20 protein-coding genes, 2 tRNA genes and 1 pseudogene are annotated in these 23,014 nt (G+C 70.1%); 13 read left to right on the top strand and 10 right to left on the bottom strand.

Annotated elements, in window-relative coordinates; all coding sequences use genetic code 11:
* Positions 1 to 12: 12 nt before the first annotated feature.
* Both ACFPFQ_RS43345 and ACFPFQ_RS43340 read left to right on the top strand, forming a co-directional pair.
* Positions 13 to 1,293, top strand: coding sequence for a PLP-dependent aminotransferase family protein (locus ACFPFQ_RS43345; protein WP_379629130.1), 1,281 nt, complete (start codon positions 13 to 15; stop codon positions 1,291 to 1,293).
* A 134-nt stretch (positions 1,294 to 1,427) separates the two neighbouring features.
* Positions 1,428 to 2,375, top strand: coding sequence for a D-alanine--D-alanine ligase family protein (locus ACFPFQ_RS43340; protein WP_379629109.1), 948 nt, complete (start codon positions 1,428 to 1,430; stop codon positions 2,373 to 2,375).
* A gap of 409 nt (positions 2,376 to 2,784) precedes the next feature.
* Here the strand turns inward: ACFPFQ_RS43340 and ACFPFQ_RS43335 are convergent, their stop codons facing one another.
* From ACFPFQ_RS43335 to rpmH, 8 genes are all read right to left on the bottom strand, one after another.
* Positions 2,785 to 3,780, bottom strand: a complete 996-nt coding sequence (locus tag ACFPFQ_RS43335) for a ParB/RepB/Spo0J family partition protein (protein ID WP_379629129.1) — start codon at positions 3,778 to 3,780, stop codon at positions 2,785 to 2,787.
* Between the two features lie 5 nt (positions 3,781 to 3,785).
* On the bottom strand, positions 3,786 to 4,583 hold the full coding sequence (locus ACFPFQ_RS43330; protein ID WP_379629108.1) for a ParA family protein: 798 nt from the start codon (positions 4,581 to 4,583) through the stop codon (positions 3,786 to 3,788).
* 164 nt (positions 4,584 to 4,747) lie between these two features.
* Positions 4,748 to 5,431 carry a 16S rRNA (guanine(527)-N(7))-methyltransferase RsmG gene (gene rsmG, locus ACFPFQ_RS43325; RefSeq protein ID WP_379629107.1) on the bottom strand — a complete coding sequence of 228 codons (684 nt, stop codon included), beginning with the start codon at positions 5,429 to 5,431 and terminating at the stop codon, positions 4,748 to 4,750.
* Positions 5,421 to 5,939 carry a protein jag gene (locus ACFPFQ_RS43320; RefSeq protein ID WP_379629128.1) on the bottom strand — a complete coding sequence of 173 codons (519 nt, stop codon included), beginning with the start codon at positions 5,937 to 5,939 and terminating at the stop codon, positions 5,421 to 5,423. The genes rsmG and ACFPFQ_RS43320 overlap by 11 nt, the downstream gene beginning before the upstream one ends.
* A gap of 130 nt (positions 5,940 to 6,069) precedes the next feature.
* Positions 6,070 to 7,167, bottom strand: a complete 1,098-nt coding sequence (yidC, locus tag ACFPFQ_RS43315) for a membrane protein insertase YidC (RefSeq protein WP_379629106.1) — start codon at positions 7,165 to 7,167, stop codon at positions 6,070 to 6,072.
* On the bottom strand, positions 7,161 to 7,502 hold the full coding sequence (yidD, locus tag ACFPFQ_RS43310) for a membrane protein insertion efficiency factor YidD (protein ID WP_379629105.1): 342 nt from the start codon (positions 7,500 to 7,502) through the stop codon (positions 7,161 to 7,163). Before yidD ends, yidC begins: the two co-directional genes overlap by 7 nt.
* Entirely contained in the window at positions 7,499 to 7,855 is a 357-nt protein-coding gene (gene rnpA / locus ACFPFQ_RS43305; RefSeq protein WP_379629104.1) for a ribonuclease P protein component, read from the bottom strand. The genes yidD and rnpA overlap by 4 nt, the downstream gene beginning before the upstream one ends.
* Before the next feature lie 12 nt (positions 7,856 to 7,867).
* Complete coding sequence (gene rpmH / locus ACFPFQ_RS43300) at positions 7,868 to 8,011, bottom strand: 50S ribosomal protein L34 (protein WP_379629103.1); 144 nt, start codon at positions 8,009 to 8,011, stop codon at positions 7,868 to 7,870.
* 457 nt (positions 8,012 to 8,468) lie between these two features.
* On the opposite strand from rpmH, the gene dnaA reads away from it, so the two are divergent.
* The 11 genes from dnaA to ACFPFQ_RS43245 all read left to right on the top strand — a co-directional run bounded on the left by dnaA (position 8,469) and on the right by ACFPFQ_RS43245 (position 21,751).
* On the top strand, positions 8,469 to 10,214 hold the full coding sequence (gene dnaA, locus ACFPFQ_RS43295; RefSeq protein ID WP_379629102.1) for a chromosomal replication initiator protein DnaA: 1,746 nt from the start codon (positions 8,469 to 8,471) through the stop codon (positions 10,212 to 10,214).
* Positions 10,215 to 11,245: 1,031 nt separating this feature from the next.
* Entirely contained in the window at positions 11,246 to 12,421 is a 1,176-nt protein-coding gene (gene dnaN, locus ACFPFQ_RS43290; protein WP_379629101.1) for a DNA polymerase III subunit beta, read from the top strand.
* Positions 12,422 to 12,487: 66 nt separating this feature from the next.
* Positions 12,488 to 13,435 carry a phosphogluconate dehydrogenase (NAD(+)-dependent, decarboxylating) gene (gene gnd, locus ACFPFQ_RS43285; RefSeq protein WP_379629100.1) on the top strand — a complete coding sequence of 316 codons (948 nt, stop codon included), beginning with the start codon at positions 12,488 to 12,490 and terminating at the stop codon, positions 13,433 to 13,435.
* A gap of 3 nt (positions 13,436 to 13,438) precedes the next feature.
* Positions 13,439 to 14,587: a DNA replication/repair protein RecF gene (gene recF / locus ACFPFQ_RS43280; RefSeq protein ID WP_379629099.1), complete on the top strand. Its 1,149-nt coding sequence runs from the start codon at positions 13,439 to 13,441 to the stop codon at positions 14,585 to 14,587.
* Between the two features lie 339 nt (positions 14,588 to 14,926).
* Positions 14,927 to 15,253, top strand: a complete 327-nt coding sequence (locus ACFPFQ_RS43275) for a DUF721 domain-containing protein (RefSeq protein WP_379629098.1) — start codon at positions 14,927 to 14,929, stop codon at positions 15,251 to 15,253.
* A 300-nt stretch (positions 15,254 to 15,553) separates the two neighbouring features.
* The gene (gyrB, locus tag ACFPFQ_RS43270; RefSeq protein WP_379629097.1) at positions 15,554 to 17,533 is read left to right on the top strand and encodes a DNA topoisomerase (ATP-hydrolyzing) subunit B; all 1,980 of its coding nucleotides are present in this window, start codon (positions 15,554 to 15,556) and stop codon (positions 17,531 to 17,533) included.
* A 45-nt stretch (positions 17,534 to 17,578) separates the two neighbouring features.
* Positions 17,579 to 20,074 carry a DNA gyrase subunit A gene (gyrA, locus tag ACFPFQ_RS43265; protein ID WP_379629096.1) on the top strand — a complete coding sequence of 832 codons (2,496 nt, stop codon included), beginning with the start codon at positions 17,579 to 17,581 and terminating at the stop codon, positions 20,072 to 20,074.
* Positions 20,075 to 20,189: 115 nt separating this feature from the next.
* Entirely contained in the window at positions 20,190 to 21,323 is a 1,134-nt protein-coding gene (locus ACFPFQ_RS43260; protein ID WP_379629095.1) for a DUF3566 domain-containing protein, read from the top strand.
* Between the two features lie 81 nt (positions 21,324 to 21,404).
* Positions 21,405 to 21,478: transfer RNA gene (locus ACFPFQ_RS43255), tRNA-Ile, on the top strand.
* A gap of 34 nt (positions 21,479 to 21,512) precedes the next feature.
* Positions 21,513 to 21,626, top strand: coding sequence for a DLW-39 family protein (locus ACFPFQ_RS43250; protein WP_379629094.1), 114 nt, complete (start codon positions 21,513 to 21,515; stop codon positions 21,624 to 21,626).
* A 49-nt stretch (positions 21,627 to 21,675) separates the two neighbouring features.
* A tRNA-Ala gene (locus ACFPFQ_RS43245) sits at positions 21,676 to 21,751 on the top strand.
* 34 nt (positions 21,752 to 21,785) lie between these two features.
* Here the strand turns inward: ACFPFQ_RS43245 and ACFPFQ_RS43240 are convergent.
* Together ACFPFQ_RS43240 and ACFPFQ_RS43235 are read right to left on the bottom strand one after the other, a co-directional pair.
* On the bottom strand, positions 21,786 to 22,028 hold the full coding sequence (locus tag ACFPFQ_RS43240; protein ID WP_379629093.1) for a hypothetical protein: 243 nt from the start codon (positions 22,026 to 22,028) through the stop codon (positions 21,786 to 21,788).
* Positions 22,029 to 22,847: 819 nt separating this feature from the next.
* Positions 22,848 to 22,997: pseudogene (locus tag ACFPFQ_RS43235) on the bottom strand (cold-shock protein); the annotation flags it as partial.
* Between the last annotated feature and the right edge of the window lie 17 nt (positions 22,998 to 23,014).

Here is a 23,014-nt window from a genome sequence, read left to right as displayed (position 1 = left end):
GCCGGGGTTCCGGTGGCTCCCACCGAACGCTTCGCCGCCCGCACGGCAGGCATGACCGCCTCGGAGATCCGGGCCCTGTTCGCGGTGGCGAGCCGGCCCGAGGTCGTCTCGCTGGCGGGTGGCATGCCCAACCTCGCCGCGCTGCCGCTGGAGTCGCTCGCGGCCGAGGTGGCCGATCTCGTGGCCCGCGACGGCCAGGTGGCGCTGCAGTACGGCTCGGCACAGGGCACGCCCGAGCTGCGCGAGCAGATCTGCGAGGTGATGGCGCTCGAGGGGATCCAGGCCGACCCCGACGACGTCGTGGTCACGGTCGGATCGCAGATGGCGCTCGACCTCGTCACGCGCATCTTCTGCGACCCCGGCGACGTCGTGCTCGCGGAGGGGCCGTCCTACGTCGGTGCGCTCGGCAGCTTCGCCGCGTACCAGGCCCGGGTCGTGCACGTCGCGATGGACGAGCACGGCCTGGTCCCGGAACTGCTCACCGACGCGCTGCGAACGCTCGCCGCGCAGGGGATCACGCCGAAGTTCCTGTACACGATCCCCAACTTCCACAACCCGGCCGGCGTCACGCTCGCGGTGGAGCGCCGCGCGGAGGTCCTCGAGATCTGCGCGCGGTTCGGCGTCGGGGTGGTGGAGGACAACCCGTACGGGCTGCTCGGGTTCAGCGGCCGCACGTACCCGGCGCTGCGCTCGATGGACCGCGACGTCGTGTACCTCGGCTCGTTCTCCAAGACGTTCGCGTCCGGGCTGCGCGTGGGGTGGGCGCTCGCGCCGCCCGCGGTGCGCGACCGACTGGTGCTCGCCGCCGAGTCGGCCACCCTGTGCCCGCCGAGCTTCACGCAGATGCTGGTGTCGCGCTACCTCGCCGGGCACGACTGGCGCAGCCAGATCAAGACGTTCACCGAGGCCTACCGCGATCGCCGCGACGCGATGCTGAGCGCGCTCGAGACGTACCTGCCCGACGGTTTCACGTGGAACATCCCCGACGGCGGGTTCTACGTCTGGGTCACGGTTCCCGAGGGGATCGACACGAAGGCGATGCTGCCGCGAGCGGTCACCGCCCGCGTGGCCTACGCGTCGGGCACCGGCTTCTACGCCGACGGCTTCGGGAGCCGGCAGCTGCGGCTGTCGTACTGCTACCCGACGCCGGAGCGCATCACCGAGGGCGTTCGTCGGCTCGCCGGTGTACTGGAGGCCGAACTGGACGTGATGCGCACGTTCGGTACCCCCACCCGCACCACCCTCGGTCCGGGGCGCAGCGGCCCGCAGGCGCCGTCCCCACACACGCCCTGAGAGGCGATCGGGCCGCCGGCCGACCCCGGGCACCCCGCCGTTGCTCATCGCTCCACGGAACCTCGTGGCCGCCCGTGCCGGGTCGCGGGGTTCCGTGGGGCGGGTGATCGGCCCCGTGCAGCACAATGCGTCACGTGAGTGAACGAACCGTTGCGGTGCTGGCCGGAGGACTGTCCCACGAGCGCGAGGTGTCGCTGCGATCCGGACGGCGGCTGGCCGCCGCGCTGCGCAAGGTGGGCGCCGTCGTGTTGGAGTGGGACGTGGACGCGGCACTCGTCGAGCGCCTGCGCACCGATCCCCCCGACGCCGTCGCGATCGCGCTACACGGCGGCGAGGGGGAGAACGGCTCCGTGCAGGCGGTGCTGGAACTGCTCGACATCCCGTTCGTCGGCACCTCGGCGCGGTCCTGCCGGCGGGCGTGGGACAAGCCGACCGCGAAGGCGGAGCTCGCCCGGTCCGGCCTCGACACACCGGACTGGGTCGCGCTGCCGCACACGACGTTCCGCGCGCTCGGTGCCCAGGCGGTGCTCGATGCGATGGTCGACCGGCTCGGGCTGCCGCTGATGCTCAAGCCCGACCAGGGTGGCTCGGCGCTCGGCGCCCAGGTGGTCGCCGATCGCGCAGACCTCCCGGCGGCGATGGTCAGCTGCCTGGCCTACGCCGACACGGTGCTCGCGGAGCGCTTCATCGTCGGCACGGAGGTCGCGGTGTCGGTCGTCGAGGACCGTGGCGAGCCACGGGCGCTCCCGCCGGTCGAGGTCGACGCGGTCGGCGGCGTGTACGACTACACGGCCCGCTACACGCCGGGCGCCACCACGTTCCACTGCCCGGCCCGGCTGGACGCCACCGTGCTGGCCGCGTTGGAGGAGGCCGCTCTTGCGTCCCACCGCCTGCTCGGGCTGCGCGACGTCTCCCGCATGGACGCGGTGGTCGACGCGGACGGGCGCGTGCAGATCCTCGAGGTGAACGTCTCCCCGGGACTGACCGAGACCTCGATGCTGCCCATCGCGTCCGCCGCCGCCGGCACGGACCTGGGGGAGCTCTACGCCGCGCTCGTCGAGCGGGCGGTGGAGCGGGGCTGACCGCGGTGTTTCACGTGAAACGCCGCCGTGCGATGTTTCACGTATAACCGGCCGGTGCTGTTTCACGTGAAACACGACCGGCTTCCACCACGACCCACCGCGCCAACCCAGTAGCCACCGCGCCGATGCTGCGACGTTGGCGCCGCGGCCACCTGGTTGGCGCGGCCGCCCGATTCGGGACTGCGGAACGATGGCGCCAACTCCGTGGCAGCTCGACACGCACCCGACCCCCCATGTCAGCAGGGTGGCCCTCCAGAAGTGCGGGGCGGGTTCCCGGATCGCAGCATGGTGGCCATCCTGCGATCTGACGCTGGGATGGCCACCATGCTGCGGCAGGGGAGAACGGCCCAGGCCCGGAACGACGTACGAGCGGGGGGGAGTGGCTGTTTCACGTGAAACAGCGGCGAGCTCAGTCCTCCGCGGACCGCTCATCGGCGGCGCGGTTCATGAGCATGGCGATCCGCTCGAGGTCCTCGACCGATCCGAACTCGACGACGATGCGTCCCTTGCGCTGGCCGAGCTCCACCTTCACGCGGGTGTCGAACCGGTCGGAGAGGCGCTCGGCGAGGTCCTGCAGACCCGGCGCCTGCATCGGGCGGCGACGGGCCGGCTTGCCCGGCGTGGCCGGAGCCTCGCGGCGCAGCACGAGCACCGCTTCCTCCGTGGCGCGCACCGACATCCCCTCGGCGATGATGCGCGTGGCGAGCTCCTCCTGCTGGCCCGCGTCCTCCAGGCCGAGCAACGCACGAGCGTGACCCGCCGACAGCACGCCGGCGGCGACGCGGCGCTGCACCGAGACCGGCAGCTTCAGCAGCCGGATGGTGTTGGTGACGACCGGGCGGCTGCGGCCGAGCCGGTCGGCCAGCTCCGTGTGCGTGACGCCGAACTCGGCGAGGAGCTGCTCGTAGGCGGCGGCCTCGTCGAGCGGGTTGAGCTGGACGCGGTGGATGTTCTCCAGCAGCGCGTCGCGCAGCATCGCGTCGTCGCCGGTGTGGCGGATGATGGCCGGGATCGTGGCGAGCCCGGCCCGCTGGGACGCGCGCCAGCGGCGCTCGCCCATGACGAGCTCGTAGGAGCCTGGGGTGAGCTCGCGGACGACGATCGGCTGCAGGAGCCCGAACTCGCGGATCGAGTGCTCCAGCTCGGCGAGGGCCTCCTCGTCGAACGCGGTGCGCGGCTGCTTCGCATTGGGCTGCACCGCGGACGGGTCGATCTCCCGCAGCATCGCGCCACCGGCGATCGGCTCGGCAGGCGCCGGCTCGGGATCAGCGGACACCGGTGGTACCGGACGCAGTCCCGGCGCCGGCGCAGCAAGGGCCACCCTGGCGACGTCCGGCGCTGCCGCCGGCCCGGTCGGGATGAGCGCGGCAAGGCCGCGCCCCAAGCCACCCTTGCGCTCAGCCACTGGTGTCACCGTCCATCCCTGTCACGCGGCACGTTCATGGCCGCGCCGCGATCGGCGATTTCCCGGGCTGCATCGACGTAGCTCATCGCGCCCCGTGAACCGGGGTCGTACGCGAGCACCGTCTGGCTGTACCCGGGCGCCTCCGACACTTTGACGCTCCGGGGGATGACGGTACGCAGAACTGTGGGTCCGAAGTGGGTACGTACCTCGTTGGTGACCTGATCGGCGAGTTTCGTGCGCCCGTCGTACATCGTCAGCAGGATCGTGGACACGTGCAGCGACGTGTTGAGGTGCGATCGGACGAGGTCGATGTTGCTCAGCAGCTGACCGAGTCCCTCCAGTGCGTAGTACTCGCACTGGATCGGGATCAGCACCTCGTTGCCCGCCACGAGCGCGTTGACGGTGAGCAGCCCCAGCGAGGGCGGGCAGTCGATGAAGACGTAGTCGACACCGAGCTCGTCGAGCGCCTCCGTGGACAGCGCCTGCCGCAACCGGTTCTCCCGAGCGACCATGCTGACGAGCTCGATCTCGGCGCCGGCGAGGTCGATCGTGGCCGGCACGCACAGCAGGTCGGGTGACGCCGTGCTCGGCACGGCGGCCTCGCCCAGGCTGATCTCGCCGAGCAGCGCCTCGTAGACCGACGGCGTGCCCAGCCGGTGATCGACGCCGAGCGCGGTGCTGGTGTTGCCCTGGGGGTCCAGGTCGATCACGAGCACCCGGACGCCGTGCATCGCCAGCGCCGCGGCGAGGTTGACGGTGCTCGTGGTCTTGCCGACGCCACCCTTCTGGTTGGCGACCGTCATGATCCGGCGATGGCTGGGACGCGGCATCCCGTGCCGGTCCGGGTGCAGTACCCGAGCCGCCCGTTCGGCCTCCTCCGCGATCGGCGTCCAGCCGGGGCCCGCCGGTTCGTGCGGGCCTGAAGTTTCACGTGAAACATCGCGCTCGGACACGTTGAAGGTCACTCTCACCCTCTCTTCCGCCGGGCGCGGTCGGCCTTGACGACCCGCTCGACGACGACCACCGTGCTCGGGGGATCAACAACCCCCGCGCCGCAACTCTCGACCCTCGGCATGCCACCGCCGAGCCTGCGGACGCCATCGGCGTCCCGCTCGACCTCGTCCGGCGCACTCGAACCCTTGATCGCCAGCATCACGCCCCCTGGACGCAACAATGGCAGGCACCATCCGGCGAGCCGGTGCAGGGGCGCAACAGCACGTGCCGTGACCACGTCGGCGCCCTCCCATCGCTCGCGGACCGTCTTCTCCTCGGCCCGTCCGCGCTCGACCTCGATGTCGAGCCCGAGCACCTCGATCACCTCGCGGAGCCAGTCGACCCGGCGCGCAAGAGGTTCGATGAGGACGACGCCGAGATCCGGGCGGGCCAGCGCCAACGGTAGTCCGGGAAGTCCCGCACCCGAACCCACATCGACGAGACGCGCGCCGTCCGGCACGAGATCCGCGACGACGGCACAGTTGAGGATGTGCCGGTCCCAGATCCGCGGCGCCTCACGGGGACCGATCAGGCCGCGTTCCACACCGGAGGTGACGAGGTGATCGGCGAACCGCTGCGCGAGTGGCAGCCGATCACCGAACACCGTGCGGGCCGCCTCCGGTGCGACCGCGGGTGCCTGCGGGTCGTCAGGCACCACGGAAGACGACGACCTGGCGGCGCGGCTCCTCGCCCTCGCTCTCGCTGGACACACCCTTCACCCGAGCGACGGCGTCGTGCACGACCTTGCGCTCGAAGGGAGTCATCGCGCGGAGCCGCACGGACTCGCCCGACTCCAGGACCTCTTTCGCGGTGCGGGTGCCGAGCTCGGTGAGCTCGTCACGGCGCGACTGGCGCCAGCCTGCGATGTCGAGCATGAGCCGGCTGCGGTTGCCCGACGCCTGCTGCACCGCCAGTCGGGTGAGCTCCTGCAGCGACTCGAGGACGGATCCGCGGTCGCCGACGAGCTTCTCGAGGTCCTCGCCGCCGTCGATGCTGACGATCGCGCGGCCGGCCTCCACATCGAGATCGATGTCGCCGTCGTAGTCGAGGACGTCGAGCAGCCGCTCGAGGTAGTCGCCTGCGATGTCTCCCTCACGAACGAGCTGGTCTTCCGCTGTGACGGGCACGGTGGCGGCCGGTGGGGTGGCCGGGCTCGCCTCGGTCACGCTCTCCGCCCCGTCCTGCGCAGTCTTCGGCACGATGCGTCTCCTCTCCCGAAACTCCTGAGGTGACGCTCCGGGTGAGCCCGGCGCGCCACCACGGTCGCCGACGCGGGCGACCGCTCGTGGTTCGTGGTCAGCGCCGCTTACGGGGGCGCCGCGCGGACGGCCGCTGGCCGCCTCCACTGCTGGCACCCGCACCGTTGTTGGCACCACCGGAGCCGTTGACGGCCGCACCGTTGCGCCCGGAGCCGTTCGTCGAGCTCGTGGGCTTGCGCGGGCTCCGCGCGATCGGCTTCGCACCGGGGGTCTTCGGCTTCGGCTCATCGACGGCGGCGTCGGCATCCGCGACCGTCTCCGGGCGGACCGGCTTCTGGCCGACCTTCGGTGCCAGCGCCTGCCGGGTGACCGTGGTCTGCTCGCGCTTCTCGGCCTGCTCGGCGTCGATCTTCTTGTAGACGATGTACTGCTGGCCCAGCGTCCACAGGTTGTTGGAGACCCAGTAGAGGAGGATCGCCAGCGGCAGGAACGGCGCACCGACGACGACACCGACGGGGAAGACGTAGAGCATCAGCTTCTGCATGATCGCGGTCTGCGGGTTCTCCGCCTGCGCCGCGGTCTGCCGGGCCACCGAGTGCCGGGCCGTGATGTGGGTGAAGACGCCGGCCGCGATCATCAGCGGGATCATCACGATCAGCATGCTCGTGATGGACGTGCCGGCCGCCTCGAGCGCTGCCGGACCCTGCGTGACCCAGGAGCCGAGCTTCGCCCCGAACAGGCTCGCGTTGTTGAACGAGCGGACGCCCTCGAGGTCGAAGCCGTAGTTCTGCGTGCGCGGCGAGCCGTCACCGTTGAGGGGGCCGAACTCGCGGAGCACGTGGAACAGGCCGATGAACACCGGAACCTGGAGCAGGACGGGCAGGCAGCCGCCGAGGGGGTTGACGCCGTGTTCCTTCTGCAGCCGCTGCATCTCCGCAGCCTGCTTCTGCTTGTCGTTCGCATACTTCTTGCGAACCTTCTGCAGTTCGGGCTGGAACTCCTGCATCTTCCGCATCGAGCGGACCTGGCCGACGAACGGCTTGTACAGGATGGCGCGGAGGGTGAAGACGAGGAAGACGACACTCAGTGCCCAGGAGATGCCACCCGGCACGCCGTCGCCGACGAAGACGAAGCTGAACGCCTTGTGCCAGAACCAGAGGATCCAGGACACGGGGTAGTAGATGAAGTTCAGCACGGAGCCTGCTCCTCGCGGTGTTCCTGGGCCGGGCGGTCATCACGAGCGGGCGGCACCAGGTCGATACCACCAGGGTGCCACGGTGCGCAGCGCAGCAGGCGCCGGACCGTGAGCCACGTGCCCCGCAGTGCACCGTGTACCTGCAGCGCTTCGACGGCGTAGGCGCTGCAGGACGGATAGAAACGACAGCTCGGGGGCAGCGCCGGGGAGACGTGGCGCTGGTAGCCACGCACAACCGCGATCAGGGCCCTGACCAGTATCGGACGCCGTGCCTCGATCGGTGTGCCGGCAGCTGCCTCATCGGCTGTGACATCGCCCGCGTCGCCGGTGCTCACCGAGCACCCGCGGCGAGCTTGCGGACGGCGGAGCGCAGACCGGCCTCGAGATCGAGGCCGAGCTCGGCCGATGACGCCGCAGCGGCCGGGGGCAGTGCCCTGACCACGAGCAACGCACCGGGCGGCAACGTCGGCAGCAGAGGAGCCACCAGGTGACGCAGTCGCCGGGTGACGCGGTGTCGCACCACTGATCCTCCGACGGCCTTGCTCACGACGAAACCGGCCCGTGCCTCTGACCCGTCACCAGATCGATGCAGATGCACCACGAGGCTGGACCGGCCCGCGCGCCGCCCACGCCGCATGACGGAGGCGAACTCGTCCCGGTGTGTGAGCCGGGAACCGGCCGGCAACACCGGGCTACCGAATCAGGCCGAGAGCCGATCGCGGCCCTTGCCGCGGCGGGCGGCCAGGATGGCGCGCCCGGCACGGGTACGCATACGCAGCCGGAACCCGTGCGTGCGTGCGCGGCGGCGGTTGTTCGGCTGGAAGGTGCGCTTGCCCTTGCTCACGGTCGCTCTCCTGGTCGACGGCGATCGGAGCCGGCCGTCGATGATCATCGTGCATGGTCTGTCGGACGATGGTGCGGTACTGCTCTGGTGCCCGCACGCGTCATCGGCCGTCGAGAGGACGGCACGCGACGCGCAGGCGCGGACACGGTTGTCTCCAGGGTACGCAACCCCGCGAAGGAGGGTCAAACCAGGCCCCGCGCCCCCGCGCCTGTCAACCCGATGCACCTTGCGCCGGGGGTGCGGGTTGTGACAAGCGGCTGACGTTGTTAGCGTGCCCCCTTCATCGCGATCCGGGGGGATCGCCGCACATGTCGCCCGGCACGGGCCGCACGAGTATCACTCGGCGGGCCCGCGTACGGTCTTGCGCACAGGTGTGGACAAGTCTGGGGATGATCCGTCTCGAACGAGACGGGAGATTTGTCCGAAAATGGCGACGACCGGAGAGGAGTGCCGACCGGTGGCCGACCAGCCAGGCGATCTCGGACAGGTGTGGAACCGCGTGATCGCCGATCTCTCCGGTGCATCCGCGGGTTCGGGGGCGCAGACGCTCTCACCGCAGCAGCGCGCGTTCCTCAGGCTCACCCGCCCGCTCGGTCTCATCGACGGCACCGCGCTGCTCGCGGCGCCGAGCGAGTTCGCGAAGGACGCGATCGAGCGGATCCTGCGCCACCCGATCAGCGACGCGCTCGGCCGCCACCTCGGTGTCGCGGTCAACCTCGCCGTCGTCGTCGACGCCTCGGCGGCCTCCGGTGGCACCGAGGTCCCCGATCCACCCGGCCGCGGTCCCGGCCAGAACTCCGGCATGCACAACTCCGGCATGTCGCACTCCGGCATGTCGCCGATGCCCATGGGCAGCAGCAACGGGGCGGGCGACATCGGGGTGGGGGATCCGGTCGGCAACCAGACCGCTGTCCTCCCCGGTCTCGACGGCGCCGCGCTGCCGACCACCGGCCCGCTCCCCGTCGACGACGGTTCCGATGCTCAGCGCGTCGGCAACGGGCGCGGGGCCGATGGCCGGGGCAGTGACGGACGAGGCGGCGACGGACGAGGCGGCGACGGACGAGGCGGCGACGGCCGGGGCGATGGCCGTGGCGGCGACGGGCGCGGTGCCGAGGTCTGGCCCACCTACGTCGGTCCACCTGCCAACGAGCAGGTGCAGCCGCGGTCGCAGACCCGGCTCAACGAGAAGTACACCTTCGACACGTTCGTCATCGGCGCCTCCAACCGGTTCAGCCATGCGGCCGCGGTTGCGGTCGCAGAGGCGCCGGCGCGCGCCTACAACCCGCTGTTCATCTGGGGCGACTCCGGACTGGGCAAGACCCACCTGCTGCACGCGGTCGGTCACTACGCCCAGCGGCTGTTCCCCGGGATGCGGGTTCGGTACGTCAGCACCGAGGAGTTCACCAACGACTTCATCAACTCGCTGCGCGACGACCGCAAGGTGGCGTTCCAGCGCCGCTACCGCGACGTCGACGTGCTGCTGGTGGACGACATCCAGTTCCTGGAGGGCAAGGAAGGCACCCAGGAGGAGTTCTTCCACACCTTCAACACCCTGCACAACGCCAACAAGCAGATCGTCGTCTCCTCCGACCGGCCGCCGAAACGCCTCGAGACGCTCGAGGACCGGATGCGCACGCGGTTCGAGTGGGGCCTCATCACCGACATCCAGCCGCCCGAGCTGGAGACGCGGATCGCGATCCTCCGCAAGAAGGCCGCACAGGACCGGCTCGCCGTTCCCGGTGACGTGCTGGAGTTCATCGCCGAACGCATCGAGCGCAACATCCGCGAGCTCGAGGGCGCGCTGATCCGGGTCACGGCGTTCGCGTCGCTCAACCGCCAGCCGGTGGACACCCAGCTCGCCGAGATCGTGCTGCGGGACCTGATCCCGGATTCGGGCGCCTCCGAGATCACGGCGCCCACGATCATGGCCGTCACGGCCGACTTCTTCGGCATCACGATGGACGAGATGTGCGGACCGGGCAAGACGAAGGCGCTCGCGCAGTCGCGCCAGATCGCCATGTACCTGTGTCGGGAGCTGACCGACCTCTCGCTGCCGAAGATCGGGCAGACGTTCGGCGGCCGCGACCACACCACCGTCATGCACGCGGACAAGAAGATCCGCAACGAGATCGCCCAGCGCCGCAAGACCTTCGAACAGGTCCAGGAGCTCACGGCGCGCATCAAGCAGCGCGCCCGCCACTGAGGGGCCTTCGCACCCCGCACGCCTGAACGCGCTCCCTATATAAGGGAGCGCGTTCTGCTGTCCGGGGAGAAGCGGGGGCCGCTGGGGCCGGCCCGAACGCCAGGAGAGCCACCCTGCTGACGTCCGGGCCGCCGCCTCGGGCCGCCGCCCCCGATCCCATCCACAGCGCCCGGTCGTCAGGGGCGGATCTTCGTGTCGATCACCGAAGATCTGCCCGTAGATCAACCTGGAGATCAACGCGGAAAGCACCCGGACGTGCCGACCGAGATGCTGGGCGCAGCTGCACGACGCTCCCGGGTGCCGCGACGCGCACCGCTCGACGGCTCCGGACGGCGATTCACCGCTCCGGGGGTGCCTGCAGCACGTCGACCGTCACCGTTTTCGTCACGGAGCGTTCTCTCTCATGTGCCCTGAGGGACTTCAGTGAGTTCATCACCGCCCCCGCACCGTGCTCCGCCCGACGAAACCGGGCACTCTGCGTTCCCGCGCGACCACTCTTCACCCACATCTGGGGACAACTCTGTGGATGGACGGCCATCGGCCCGTGGACGGATGGCCCTCAAGTCGTGGACAACCGGTGTTCATCTCGGGGACAGGTTGGCCTCATCGCCGTCCATCCACCGCTCGCTCGATCCACCCACCGGCCATCCCATGGCTGGATCCACACCACGCCACACCCTCTGAGCTGCATAAACGGCGTCCATCCACACTATGCACAGGTGTTAGTACTACTGCTGGATCTCTCTTCATGAATAACTAAAAGAACAACAACGGTGTGGATCGAGTGATCGGGTCGTACCGGATCGAGGACACACCGGCCGGGGTGACACCCGCCGATGGCAGGCTCTACGGTGGGTCTCCCAGCTCGGAGTCGGCTCGAGTCGACTCCGGCCGCACGACCCGTCCCGGTTGCTTCCAGGCAAGCTCGTGGAACATCAGGACCGCACGACGTCACGACCCGACCGGCAACGCACCTCGGTGCCGGTCACGCCATCTGCCCCGTCACCGCCAGCGCCGAGAGGTCCCCGCCCATGAAGTTCCGGGTCGAACGCGACGTACTGGCCGATGCCGCCGCGTGGGTCGCTCGCAGCCTCCCGGCGCGACCGCCGGTTCCGGTACTGGGCGGCGTTCTGATCGAGGCCACCTCCGGAGCCGATGGCGATCGCCTCACCGTGGCCGGTTTCGACTACGAGACCTCGGCACGGGTCGAGCTCGACGCCACCATCGGCGATCCCGGCCGGGTGCTCGTCTCCGGCCGGCTGCTCGCCGACATCACCCGCGCACTGCCGTCGAAGCCCGTCGACCTCGTGGTCGACGGCTCCCGCGCCACGATCAACTGCGGCAACAGCCGGTTCAGCCTCCCGACGATGCCGGTCGAGGACTACCCGCAGCTGCCGTCGATGCCGCAGCTCGCCGGCTCCGTCGCCGCCGATCAGCTCGGACAGGCCGTCGCGCAGGTGGCCGTCGCCGCCGGTCGGGACGACACCCTGCCGATGCTCACCGGCATCCGCCTCGAGATCGAGGGCTCGCGCCTCACGCTCGCGGCCACCGACCGGTTCCGGCTCGCGGTGCGCGAGATCGAGTGGACGCCGGAGGACACCGAGCAGTCCAGCGCCGTGCTCATCCCGGCCCGCACCCTCGCCGAAGTCGCCAAGACCCTCGCCGGGGCCGGCACCGTGCAGCTCGCGCTGTCGGCGGGTGACGGGATGCTGGGCATCACCGGCGGCGGCCGCCGCGCCACCACCCGGCTGCTCGACGCCGAGTTCCCGCGGTTCCGCCAGCTGATCCCGGCCGAGCACACGAGCGCCGCGATCGTCGAGGTGGCCGGGCTCATCGAGGCCATCAAGCGGGTCGCGCTCGTCACCGACCGCGTCGCGCAGGTCCGGATGGAGTTCGGCGAGGACGGGCTGCGGCTCGCCGCGGGTGGCGACGACGTCGGCAGTGCCGAGGAGGAGCTCTCCTGCGAGCTCGACGGCACGGCGCTGACCATCGCGTTCAACCCGGGCTACCTGCTGGATTCCCTCGGGGCGCTCCACACCGAGCGCGCCCAGCTCACGTTCACCACCCCCAACCGGCCCGCGCTCGTGCGGCCGGTGCCGGCCCCCGCACCCGACTCCGAGGCGGGGTCGGATGCCGGGGGAGTGGATACTGCGGAACCGGTGCCCGGCTACCTGCACCTGTTGATGCCCGTCCGACTGCCCGGCTGACCCCGGCCACTGCTGGCCGGCCCGCACGGGCCACCTCCACCCGAACGACGAACCAGGAGCGACACCGTGCAACTCGGACTCATCGGGCTGGGCAAGATGGGTGGCAACATGCGTGACCGCGTGCGTGCCGCCGGCCACGAGGTCATCGGCTACGACCCGCGGCCCGAGGTCACCGACGTCGAGTCGCTGGCAGCGCTCGCGGCCGCCCTCACGGCGCCGCGCGTCGTCTGGGTCATGGTGCCCTCCGGTGATCCCACCCGCAGCACCGTCAAGGCGCTGTCGGAGGTGCTCGAACCCGGCGACCTGGTGATCGACGGCGGCAACTCGCGCTACACCGACGACGCCCCCAACGCGGCGCTGCTCGCCGAGAAGGGCATCGGCTACGCCGACTGCGGCGTCTCCGGCGGCATCTGGGGCAAGGACAACGGCTACGGCCTGATGGCCGGTGGCGCCCCCGAGCACATCGAGCTCGCCATGCCGATCTTCGACGCGCTGCGCCCGGAGGGCCCCCGCGAGGAGGGCTTCGCGCACGCAGGCCCGGTCGGGGCGGGTCACTTCTCGAAGATGGTGCACAACGGCATCGAGTACGGCCTGATGCAGGCCTACGCCGAGGGGTTCGAGCTGCTGTCGGCCGTCGACATCGTCACCGACGTGCCCGCGGTCCTGCAAGCCTGGTCGCGCGGCACTGTCGTGCGCTCCTGGCTGCTCGACCTGCTTGTCCTCGCGCTCAAGGACGACCCGGGCCTGGCGAAGCTGGACGACTACGTCGACGACTCCGGCGAGGGTCGCTGGACCATCGAGGAAGCGATCACCCACGCCGTCCCGCTGCCGGTGATCTCGGCAGCGCTGTTCGCGCGGTTCGCGTCCCGGCAGGACTCCTCCCCCGCGATGCGCGCGGTCGCTGCGCTGCGCCACCAGTTCGGCGGCCACGCCGTGAAGACCGCGGCCGGCCCGTCGGGCACCCCGGGTGAGCACGCCGGCCCGAGCTCTGGCACGGGCTCCACCCAGAGCTAACGGATGCACCTGCGCCGCCTGGCCGTCGCCGACTTCCGATCGTGGGAGAAGGCGGAGCTGGATCTCGAACCGGGCGTCACGGTGCTCGTCGGCTCCAACGGGGTGGGCAAGACCAACCTCGTCGAGGCCGCGGGCTACCTCGCGACGCTCGGTTCGCACCGCGTCGCCACCGACGCACCGCTGATCCGCCGAGGTGCCGAGCACGCGGTGGTGCGCGGCCAGGTCGTGCACCACGGGCGCGAGCTCACCGTCGAACTGGAGATCACCGCAGGTCGGGCCAACCGGGCCCGGCGCAACGGTGCTCCGGCCAAGCCGCGCGACCTGCTGGGCATCCTGCGCACCGTGCTGTTCGCCCCCGAGGATCTCGCGCTGGTGCGCGGCGATCCGGGTGAGCGCCGTCGGTTCCTCGACGACCTGCTGGTGTCGCGCTACCCGCGCTACGCCACGGTCCGATCCGACTACGACCGGGTGCTGCGGCAGCGGTCCGCGCTGCTCAAGACCGCACGCAACGGGCGCGCCGACCTGAGCACCCTCGACGTGTGGGACGGCCATCTCGCCCACCACGGGGCGGCGCTGCTGGCCGGCCGGCTGGACCTGGTGGGCGCGATCGCGCCCTTCGCCGTTGCGGCGTTCGCCGAGGTGGCCCCGTCGTCGGACCCGATCGCGCTGGGATACCGGTCGAGCCTGCTCGCGGACGGTCAGTCGGGCGAGCTGCCCCGCTCGGCTGCCGAGCTGGAGCCGATGCTGCTCGAGGCGCTGGTCCGGGTGCGGCGCCAGGAGGTGGAACGCGGGGTGTGCCTGGTCGGTCCGCACCGCGACGACCTGGAGCTCTCGCTCGGTGCCGGGCCGGCGAAGGGCTATGCGAGCCACGGCGAGTCGTGGGCGATCGCGCTGTCACTGCGGCTGGCGTCCTACCGGCTGCTGTGCGAGGACGACGTCGAGCCGGTGCTGATCCTCGACGACGTCTTCGCCGAGTTGGATACGCGCCGTCGCCGAGCGCTCGCAGACGTCGCCGAACGGGCCGAACAGGTGCTGATCACCGCTGCGGTCGACGCGGACGTGCCCGGGGGCCTGCGCGGCGTCCGTTTTGCGGTGGGTGACGGTACCGTCCGAGCTGCAGCGGATCCGAGCACGTCAGAGGATCCACTGTGATCCAGGCCACCTGGGGACAAGGTTGTGGATACTGTGGATAACTCGCGTCGCACTGGTGATGACGAGCGCAAACGACCGCCCGCCGTCCGAAGTGAACCGCCCAACGCAACCCCATCGGGGCCGGTTGTCCCCAGCCCTGGGGATGGCGAGAGCTCAACCGGTCGTCGCGGAGCCGACATCGCGCGCGACGCGCTGCGGGCCGCCCGGGAGGCCTCGGCGCAGCGGTCAGCAGAGCGCAACGCGCAGCACACAGGGCGTAAACCCGCCGGCCGCGGTCGCAGGCGGCGCTGGTCGGGTTCCGGACCCGACGAGCGCGATCCGCAGACGTTCGGCAGCCTGGTGGCCCGGGTATCGCTCGACCGCGGCTGGTCCCCGCGCCTGACCGACGCCACGGTGCTGGGGCGGTGGCCGCAGCTGGTCGGGCCCGACATCGCCGACCACTGCACGCCGATGTCGCTGCGCGACGGCGAACTGGTGCTGCAGGCGGAGTCGACCGCGTGGGCCACGCAGCTGCGCACCCTGCAACGCCAGATGCTGAGCAGGCTGGCGGCGGCAGTCGGCAAGGACGTGGTGCGGCGGATCCGCGTCGTCGCGCCCACCGGTCCGAGCTGGCGGCACGGCCCGCGCACGGTGCGGGGACGCGGCCCGCGCGACACGTACGGCTGATTTTGTCCAGCCCCGTACGCCGGAAGCACCGCTCGGGGCCGTCAGGTGGCATCTCAGGGCGCCGTGACGACGTCGCAGCACGTTCGAAGGACCGCCGCAGCCTTGCGGACTCGTCCGATTCCACGATCGGCGTTCTCCGACCCTTACAGGGGTGTCCTAGCCGCGTTCCTGTCGGGCCGCACCGGTATGATGATGGAGTGTTCCGGGCATTCCCCGATCGCGCCCGGTCGAGCAGGCTCCACATCCGCGGTTCCGGCCGCGTCAGCTGGAGCTTTTCATGGCGAGGAGACAAGGCAGCCCGTGGCGGAGAAGAAGAGCGGCTACAGCGCATCGTCGATCACCGTTCTCGAGGGCCTCGAAGCGGTACGCAAGCGCCCCGGCATGTACATCGGCTCCACCGGTGAGCGCGGTCTGCACCACCTGATCTGGGAGGTCGTCGACAACGCCGTCGACGAGGCGATGGCGGGCTACGCCACGCGCGTCGACGTCACGATCCAGGCCGACGGCGGCATCAAGGTCGTCGACGACGGCCGCGGCATCCCGGTCGGGATGCATCCGGTGGAGAAGAAGCCGGCCGTCGAGATGGTCATGACGATGCTGCACGCCGGCGGCAAGTTCGACAGCGATTCCTACGCCGTGTCCGGTGGCCTGCACGGCGTCGGCATCTCGGTGGTCAACGCGCTGTCCACCCGGCTCGACGTCGAGATCAACACCGACGGCTTCGAGTGGCGCCAGCTCTACACCCGGTCGGTTCCCGGCCCGCTGTACAAGGGCGAACCCACTCGCAAGACCGGCACCACGATCACCTACTGGGCCGATCCGGACATCTTCGAGTCCCTCGTCTACAACATCGAGACGATCCGCCGCCGCCTGCAGGAGATGGCCTTCCTCAACAAGGGGCTCACCATCACCCTGCGCGACGAGCGCAACGGCGACACCGCCGACGCCGAGGAGCCCGACGCCGAGGGCTACGTCGCGAAGGTCAAGGAGTACACGTTCTGCTACCCGAACGGGCTCGAGGACTTCGTCGCGCACCTGAACAAGAGCAAGGACCCGATCCACAAGAAGCTGGTGTCCTTCACCGGTGAGGGCGAGGGCCACGCCGTCGAAGTGGCGATGCAGTGGAACTCGGGCTACACCGAGTCGGTGTACACGTTCGCCAACACCATCAACACCCACGAGGGCGGCACCCACGAGGAGGGCTTCCGCTCCGCGCTGACCACCACGGTCAACAAGTACGCGCGCGACAAGAAGCTGCTCAAGGAGAAGGACGCGGCGCTCTCGGGCGACGACATCCGCGAGGGCCTCGCCGCGATCGTCTCGGTCAAGGTCAAGGAGCCCCAGTTCGAGGGCCAGACCAAGACCAAGCTCGGCAACACCGAGGTCAAGTCGTTTGTGCAGCGCGTCAGCAACGAGTGGCTGGCCGACTGGTTCGAGCGCAACCCCACCGAGGCCAAGGTCATCGTCAACAAGGCGGTGCAGTCGGCGCAGGCCCGTGCGGCGGCGCGCAAGGCGCGCGAGCTCGTGCGCCGCAAGAGCGCAGGCGACATCGGCGGCCTCCCCGGCAAGCTGGCCGACTGCCGCTCGACGGACCCCTCGAAGTCCGAGGTCTACATCGTGGAGGGCGACTCCGCCGGCGGTTCGGCCAAGTCGGGCCGCGACTCGATGTTCCAGGCCATCCTCCCGATCCGCGGCAAGATCATCAACGTGGAGAAGGCCCGCATCGACCGGGTGCTCAAGAACACCGAGGTCCAGGCCATCATCACGGCGCTGGGCACCGGCATCCACGACGAGTTCGACCTGTCGAAGCTGCGCTACCACAAGATCGTGCTGATGGCCGACGCCGACGTCGACGGCCAGCACATCCGCACCCTGCTGCTCACCCTGCTGTTCCGCTTCATGCGGCCGCTGGTGGAGCACGGGTTCGTGTACCTGGCGCAGCCGCCGCTCTACAAGATCAAGTGGGGCGGCCGGGGCGCCGAGCCGGAGTTCGCCTACACCGACCGCGAGCGCGACGGGCTGATCGAGGCCGGCCGCGCAGCCGGCAAGAAGATCCCGAAGGAGGAGGGCGTCCAGCGGTACAAGGGCCTCGGCGAGATGAACGCCAAGGAGCTGTGGGAGACCACGATGGACCCGGCCTATCGGGTGCTGCTGCAGGTCACCCTCGACGACGCCGCCACCGCCGACGAGCTGTTCTCGATCCTGATGGGCGAGGACGTCGAGTCGCGCCGGTCGTTCATCACGCGCAATGCCAAGGACGTGCGCTTCCTTGACGTGTAACAGCCTGGACGTCTTCGCACCCGCCTGCACAGAAGGACCACGTACGTGACGGACACTCTCGATCCCACGTTGCCCCCGCCGCCGGAGGGCGACCGCACCGAGCCGGTCGACATCCAGCAGGAGATGCAGCGCTCGTACATCGACTACGCGATGAGCGTGATCGTCGGCCGCGCGCTGCCGCTCGTCGAGGACGGGCTCAAGCCGGTGCACCGGCGTGTCCTGTACTCGATGGGGGAGAACAACTTCCGGCCCGAGCGCAGCTACGTCAAGTGCGCCCGCGTCGTCGGCGAGGTGATGGGTAACTACCACCCCCACGGCGACTCGTCGATCTACGACGCACTCGTGCGGCTGGCCCAGCCCTGGTCGATGCGCTACCCGCTCATCGACGGGCAGGGTAACTTCGGGTCCCGGGGCAACGACCCGGCTGCCGCGATGAGGTACACGGAGTGCCGACTCACTCCGCTGGCCATGGCGATGCTGCAGGACATCGACGAAGACACCGTCAACTTCTCCGACAACTACGACGGCAAGGCGCAGGAGCCCGACGTCCTGCCGGCCCGGGTGCCCAACCTGCTGATCAACGGCAGCTCCGGCATCGCCGTCGGCATGGCCACCAACATCCCGCCGCACAACCTGCGCGAGGTCGGCGACGGCGTCGTGTGGGCGCTGGACAACTGGGAAGCCACCGACGACGAGCTGCTCGCCGCTCTGATGGAGCGCATCAAGGGCCCGGACTTCCCGACGGCCGGCCTCATCGCCGGCCGCGACGGCATCGAGCAGGCCTACCGCACGGGCCGCGGCTCGGTGCGGATGCGCGCGGTGGTGGAGGTGGAGGAGGATGCCAAGGGGCGCACCATCCTCGTCGCCACCGAGCTGCCCTACCAGGTCAACCCGGACAACTTGATCGAGTCGATCGCGAGCCAGCACCGCGACGGCAAGCTCGCGGGCATCGCCGAGATCAACGACGAGTCGTCCGACCGCATCGGCATGCGCATCGTCATCACGCTCAAGCGGGACGCCGTCGCGAAGGTCGTGCTCAACAACCTCTACAAGCACACCCAGCTGCAGTACAGCTTCGGTGTCAACATGCTGGCCATCGTCGACGGCGTGCCCCGCACGCTGCGCCTGGACCAGGTGGTGCGCAACTACATCCGCCACCAGATCGAGGTCATCGTCCGGCGCACCCGCTACCGGTTGCGCAAGGCCGAGGAGCGGGCCCACATCCTGCGCGGCTACGTCAAGGCGCTGGATGCGCTCGACGAGGTCATCGCGCTGATCCGGGCGTCGGCCACCGTCGACGTCGCGCGGGTCGGCCTGATCGAGCTGCTCGACATCGACGAGATCCAGGCCACCGCGATCCTGGACATGCAGCTGCGGCGCCTCGCCGCACTCGAGCGCCAGAAGATCATCGACGAGCTGGCCGAGATCGAGCTCGAGATCGCCGACTACCTCGACATACTGGCCAAGCCGGAGCGGCAGCGGCAGATCGTCCGTGACGAGCTGAGCGAGATCGTCGAGAAGCACGGCGACGAGCGGCGCACGCAGTTCGTGCCCGACGACGGCGAGGTCACCAACGAGGACCTCATCGCGGTCGAGGACGTCGTGGTCACGATCACGCAGACCGGCTACGCGAAGCGCACCAAGACCGACCTGTACCGGGCGCAGAAGCGCGGCGGCAAGGGCGTTCAGGGCGCCACGCTGAAGCAGGACGACATCGTCGCCCACTTCTTCGTCACGTCCACGCACGACTGGATGCTGTTCTTCACCAACAAGGGCCGCGTCTACCGGCTGAAGGCCTACGAGCTGCCAGAGGCCAACCGCAACGCGCGTGGCCAGCACGTCGCCAACCTGCTCGCGCTGCAGCCCGACGAGCAGATCGCCCAGGTCATGAAGATCAAGGACTACCAGGCCTCGCCCTATCTCGTCCTGGCGACGAGAAATGGTCTGGTCAAGAAGTCCAAGCTCACCGACTTCGACTCGCCGCGCTCGGGTGGCCTCATCGGCATCAACCTGCGTGAGGACGACGAGCTCGTCGGCGCGGTGCTGTGCTCCTCGGACGACGACCTGCTCCTCGTGTCGGCCGAAGGTCAGTCCATCCGGTTCACCGCGAGCGACGAGGTGCTGCGCCCGATGGGCCGGGCCACGTCCGGTGTGCTCGGTATGCGGTTCAACGCAGGCGACCGGCTCCTGTCGCTCGCCGTGGTGCAGGCCGACATGTTCGTGCTGGTCGCCACGGCGGGCGGCTACGCGAAGCGCACCCCGATCGAGGACTACCCGGTGCAGGGTCGCGGCGGTAAGGGCGTTCTCACGCTCCAGTACGACCGCAGACGTGGCACGCTGGTCGGTGCGCTCATCGTCGGGATCGACGACGAGCTGTACGCGATCACCTCGACCGGCGGGGTGATCCGGACGTCGGCGCGGGAGGTCCGCAAGGCTGGGCGGCAGACCAAGGGTGTTCGTCTGATGAACCTCGGTGAGAGCTCCACGTTGCTGGCGGTCGCTCGCAACGCCGAGGATGACGAGGACGAGACCGAGAGCTGACGCGGGCGGTTGCCCACCCGCCGATCGATCACCCTGGTCCACCGACCCACCGACCCACCGACCCACCGACCACCGAGCCGGCGTTCGACACGGCACCCGAGGAGACCTGCACCTCGTGAACGACACGACGAGCACACCTGACGAGCCCGACGGCCACGGCACCGTGGCCACGGGCGATCAGGCCGGCGCCGCCCCTGCGGGCAAGGCCGCGGCGGCCGGCAACGGCACTCCGGCCACACCCGATCGGGTGGTTCCGCAACCGTCGCCGCGCACCGAGCAGGGCACGGAGTCGGGCGCTGCGGTTCCGGGCGCTGGGGGATCGGGCGCTGGGGGATCGGGCGCTGCAGGCTCCAACGGAGCCGGATCGGCCACCGATCCGGCTCCGGCCGGCACTCCGGAGGCCGAGACCGCTCCGGTGGTCACGGGCGGTTCCGGCGAGCCGGCCCGCAATCCGTCACCCGGTCCGAGCTCGGCGAAGCCGGCGGCGGGGGCGAACTTCGCACCGTCCTACGGCGGCGACGAGATCACCAAGGAGATGCGGCTGCCCTCGCCTGCCAACGGCACGGCTTCCGCGGGCCACGACGGCGCCGGCACGCAGCAGCGGCCGGCGACGGCGCAGGTCACCCGCCCGGTGAACGCGCCGTCCCCGGCCCCCGGCCCGGTGCCGGGTCCGGGTCCGGCCGCGGCCAACCCGCCGCCGTGGGCCCGTGTTCCCGGCCAGGAATCGATGGACGCCGCCACCGTCAGCGTGCCCCGCCCGGCCGGTGGCCTGCTCGACGAGGGACCCACCACGTTCCTCGACGCACCTCGCCCCGCCGCGTCCAACAGCGGTGCCGAGGAGTCGGAGCCGGAGGGCTGGTCACCGGTCCGCGCGGTGCGCAACCGGGCCCCCCGCCAGGCCTCCCTGCAGCTCAAACGGCTCGATCCGTGGTCGGTGCTCAAGCTGGCTCTCGTGCTGGCCGTGGTGCTGTTCCTGGTGTGGCTCGTTGCCGTCGGCGTGCTCTACGGCGTGCTCAGCGGCATGGGCGTCTGGGATCGGCTCAACGGCACCTACGCCGACCTGGTCTCCGGCGACACCCCGTCGGGCAGCCCGCTGATCAGTGCCGGCCGCGTGTTCGGGTTGGCCGCGATCGTGGGGGCCATCAACAGCCTCCTGTTCGCCGTCGCCATGACGGTCGGGGCGTTCGTCTACAACGTTTCCGCTGATCTCGTGGGTGGCATCGAGGTCACGCTCTCGGAGCGGGACTGATCGATGAGGGATCACCGACGCCGAGGGGTATCCGGTTGTCGGCTGCCGGAGGCGTTGGGGTAACCTCGTCTTCGCCGCAGGGGGCCTATAGCTCAGTTGGTTAGAGCGCGTCACTGATAATGACGAGGTCGCTGGTTCAAATCCAGCTAGGCCCACTCCCACAATCCTCGGGGACAAAGGCAGGATCACATGAAGAAGCTTCTTCTCGTCGTCGCCGCCCTCGCAGCGGGCGCTCTGGTCTTCTCGAAGATCCGTGCGTCCCGCTCGGAGAACGACCTCTGGCACGAGGCCACCAACAGCTGAGCCGCAGCGCCCAGCCGCTCCAGCCGAGCGGGCTCGCCCCGATCGGTAAGGGGACGTAGCTCAATTGGCAGAGCACCGCCTTTGCAAGGCGGGGGTTAGGGGTTCGATTCCCCTCGTCTCCACCACACTTGACCAGCATCTTTGCTGGTTTCAAGATCACTATGCCATGTTGATGGCATTGACCGTGGCAATGGCTACCGTCGCTGCGTGGCCAAGAACCCGCCGAAGCCCCGCACGGAGGGGATGATCCGGCGCCGCGGCAACTCGTTCCAGGCGAACCTCTACGTCGGAACGGACCCGGTGACCGGACAGCAGCTCGACCTGCGCGGATCCAGCACCGACGAGGCCGAGGCCAAGAGGATCCTGCGCGGCTTCCGTGCCCAGGTGACCGAGCAGCGCCACGTCAAGACCCGCGCCTCGCTGCGCACGACGATCGAGTCCTGGCTCGAGACCCTCGAGCTCCTGCTCGCCACCATCGGAACCAGCTGCCCGCAGGACACGATGCGGTCGGGACCTTGGGCCCTGACCGGCGGAGGCGGGTCGGGCAAGCGTGGACCTGGACGGTCCGGCCGGGGATGCTCACGCCGGATGCCGGCCGGCGTCTCAGACCGCGTGCCACGCGCGCAGGAGGATCGACATGCCGACGCACTCGCTGCGGAGATGGACCGCGACATCGGCCTTCCTACGGCTCCAGAGCCGGACCATGAACCGAGTGACGCGGCCGCTGGCCCGCGCCGGCATCGGCCCGTGGTCGCTGGTCCGCCACGTCGGACGGCGAACGGGCCGGACCTACGAGACACCGCTGCTGATCGCCGGGGTCCCCGGCGGTTTCATGATCGAGTTGACCTACGGGCCAGACGTGGACTGGTACCGCAACATCGTCGCAGCCGGGCGCTGCATCATCGTGCACCGGGGCATCGAGTACCCGATTGACCGATCGAGACCCGCTCCGCCGAAGACGGCCGCACTTCCGCTTCCTCCACATGGCGCCGGGGGGCGTCGGTCAGGGGGATCCTGCGTCCCGGTGAAGGTGGATCAGCTCGCGCCGACGGGCCGTCCGTCTTGTCACCTGCACCGCTTGTCGCCTGCACCGCGGCGAACCCCGAGACCGGTTCCCCCACAGCGCGGCCACAGGGAAGATACGAGGTGCCGTCGAGAAGCGGACCCAAAAGCCCGCCCACGGTCAGGTAGGCGGGCTCTCGTACCGAGGCGGAACTCGGGTCAGATGACGCGGACGCCCTGGGCCTGCGGGCCCTTCTGGCCCTGTCCGATCTCGAACTCCACGCGCTGCCCCTCGTCGAGGCTGCGGAAGCCGCCGGTGTCAACGGCCAAGTTGTGGTCCCCGCTGGTGGCCAAGTTAATGTCTCCACCCCTCGGGGTTGATCAGG

Source organism: Pseudonocardia sp. GCM10023141, assembly GCF_042653605.1.
Note: the sequence above shows the minus strand (reverse complement) of the source record. Positions and strands in the feature narration are given on the sequence as shown.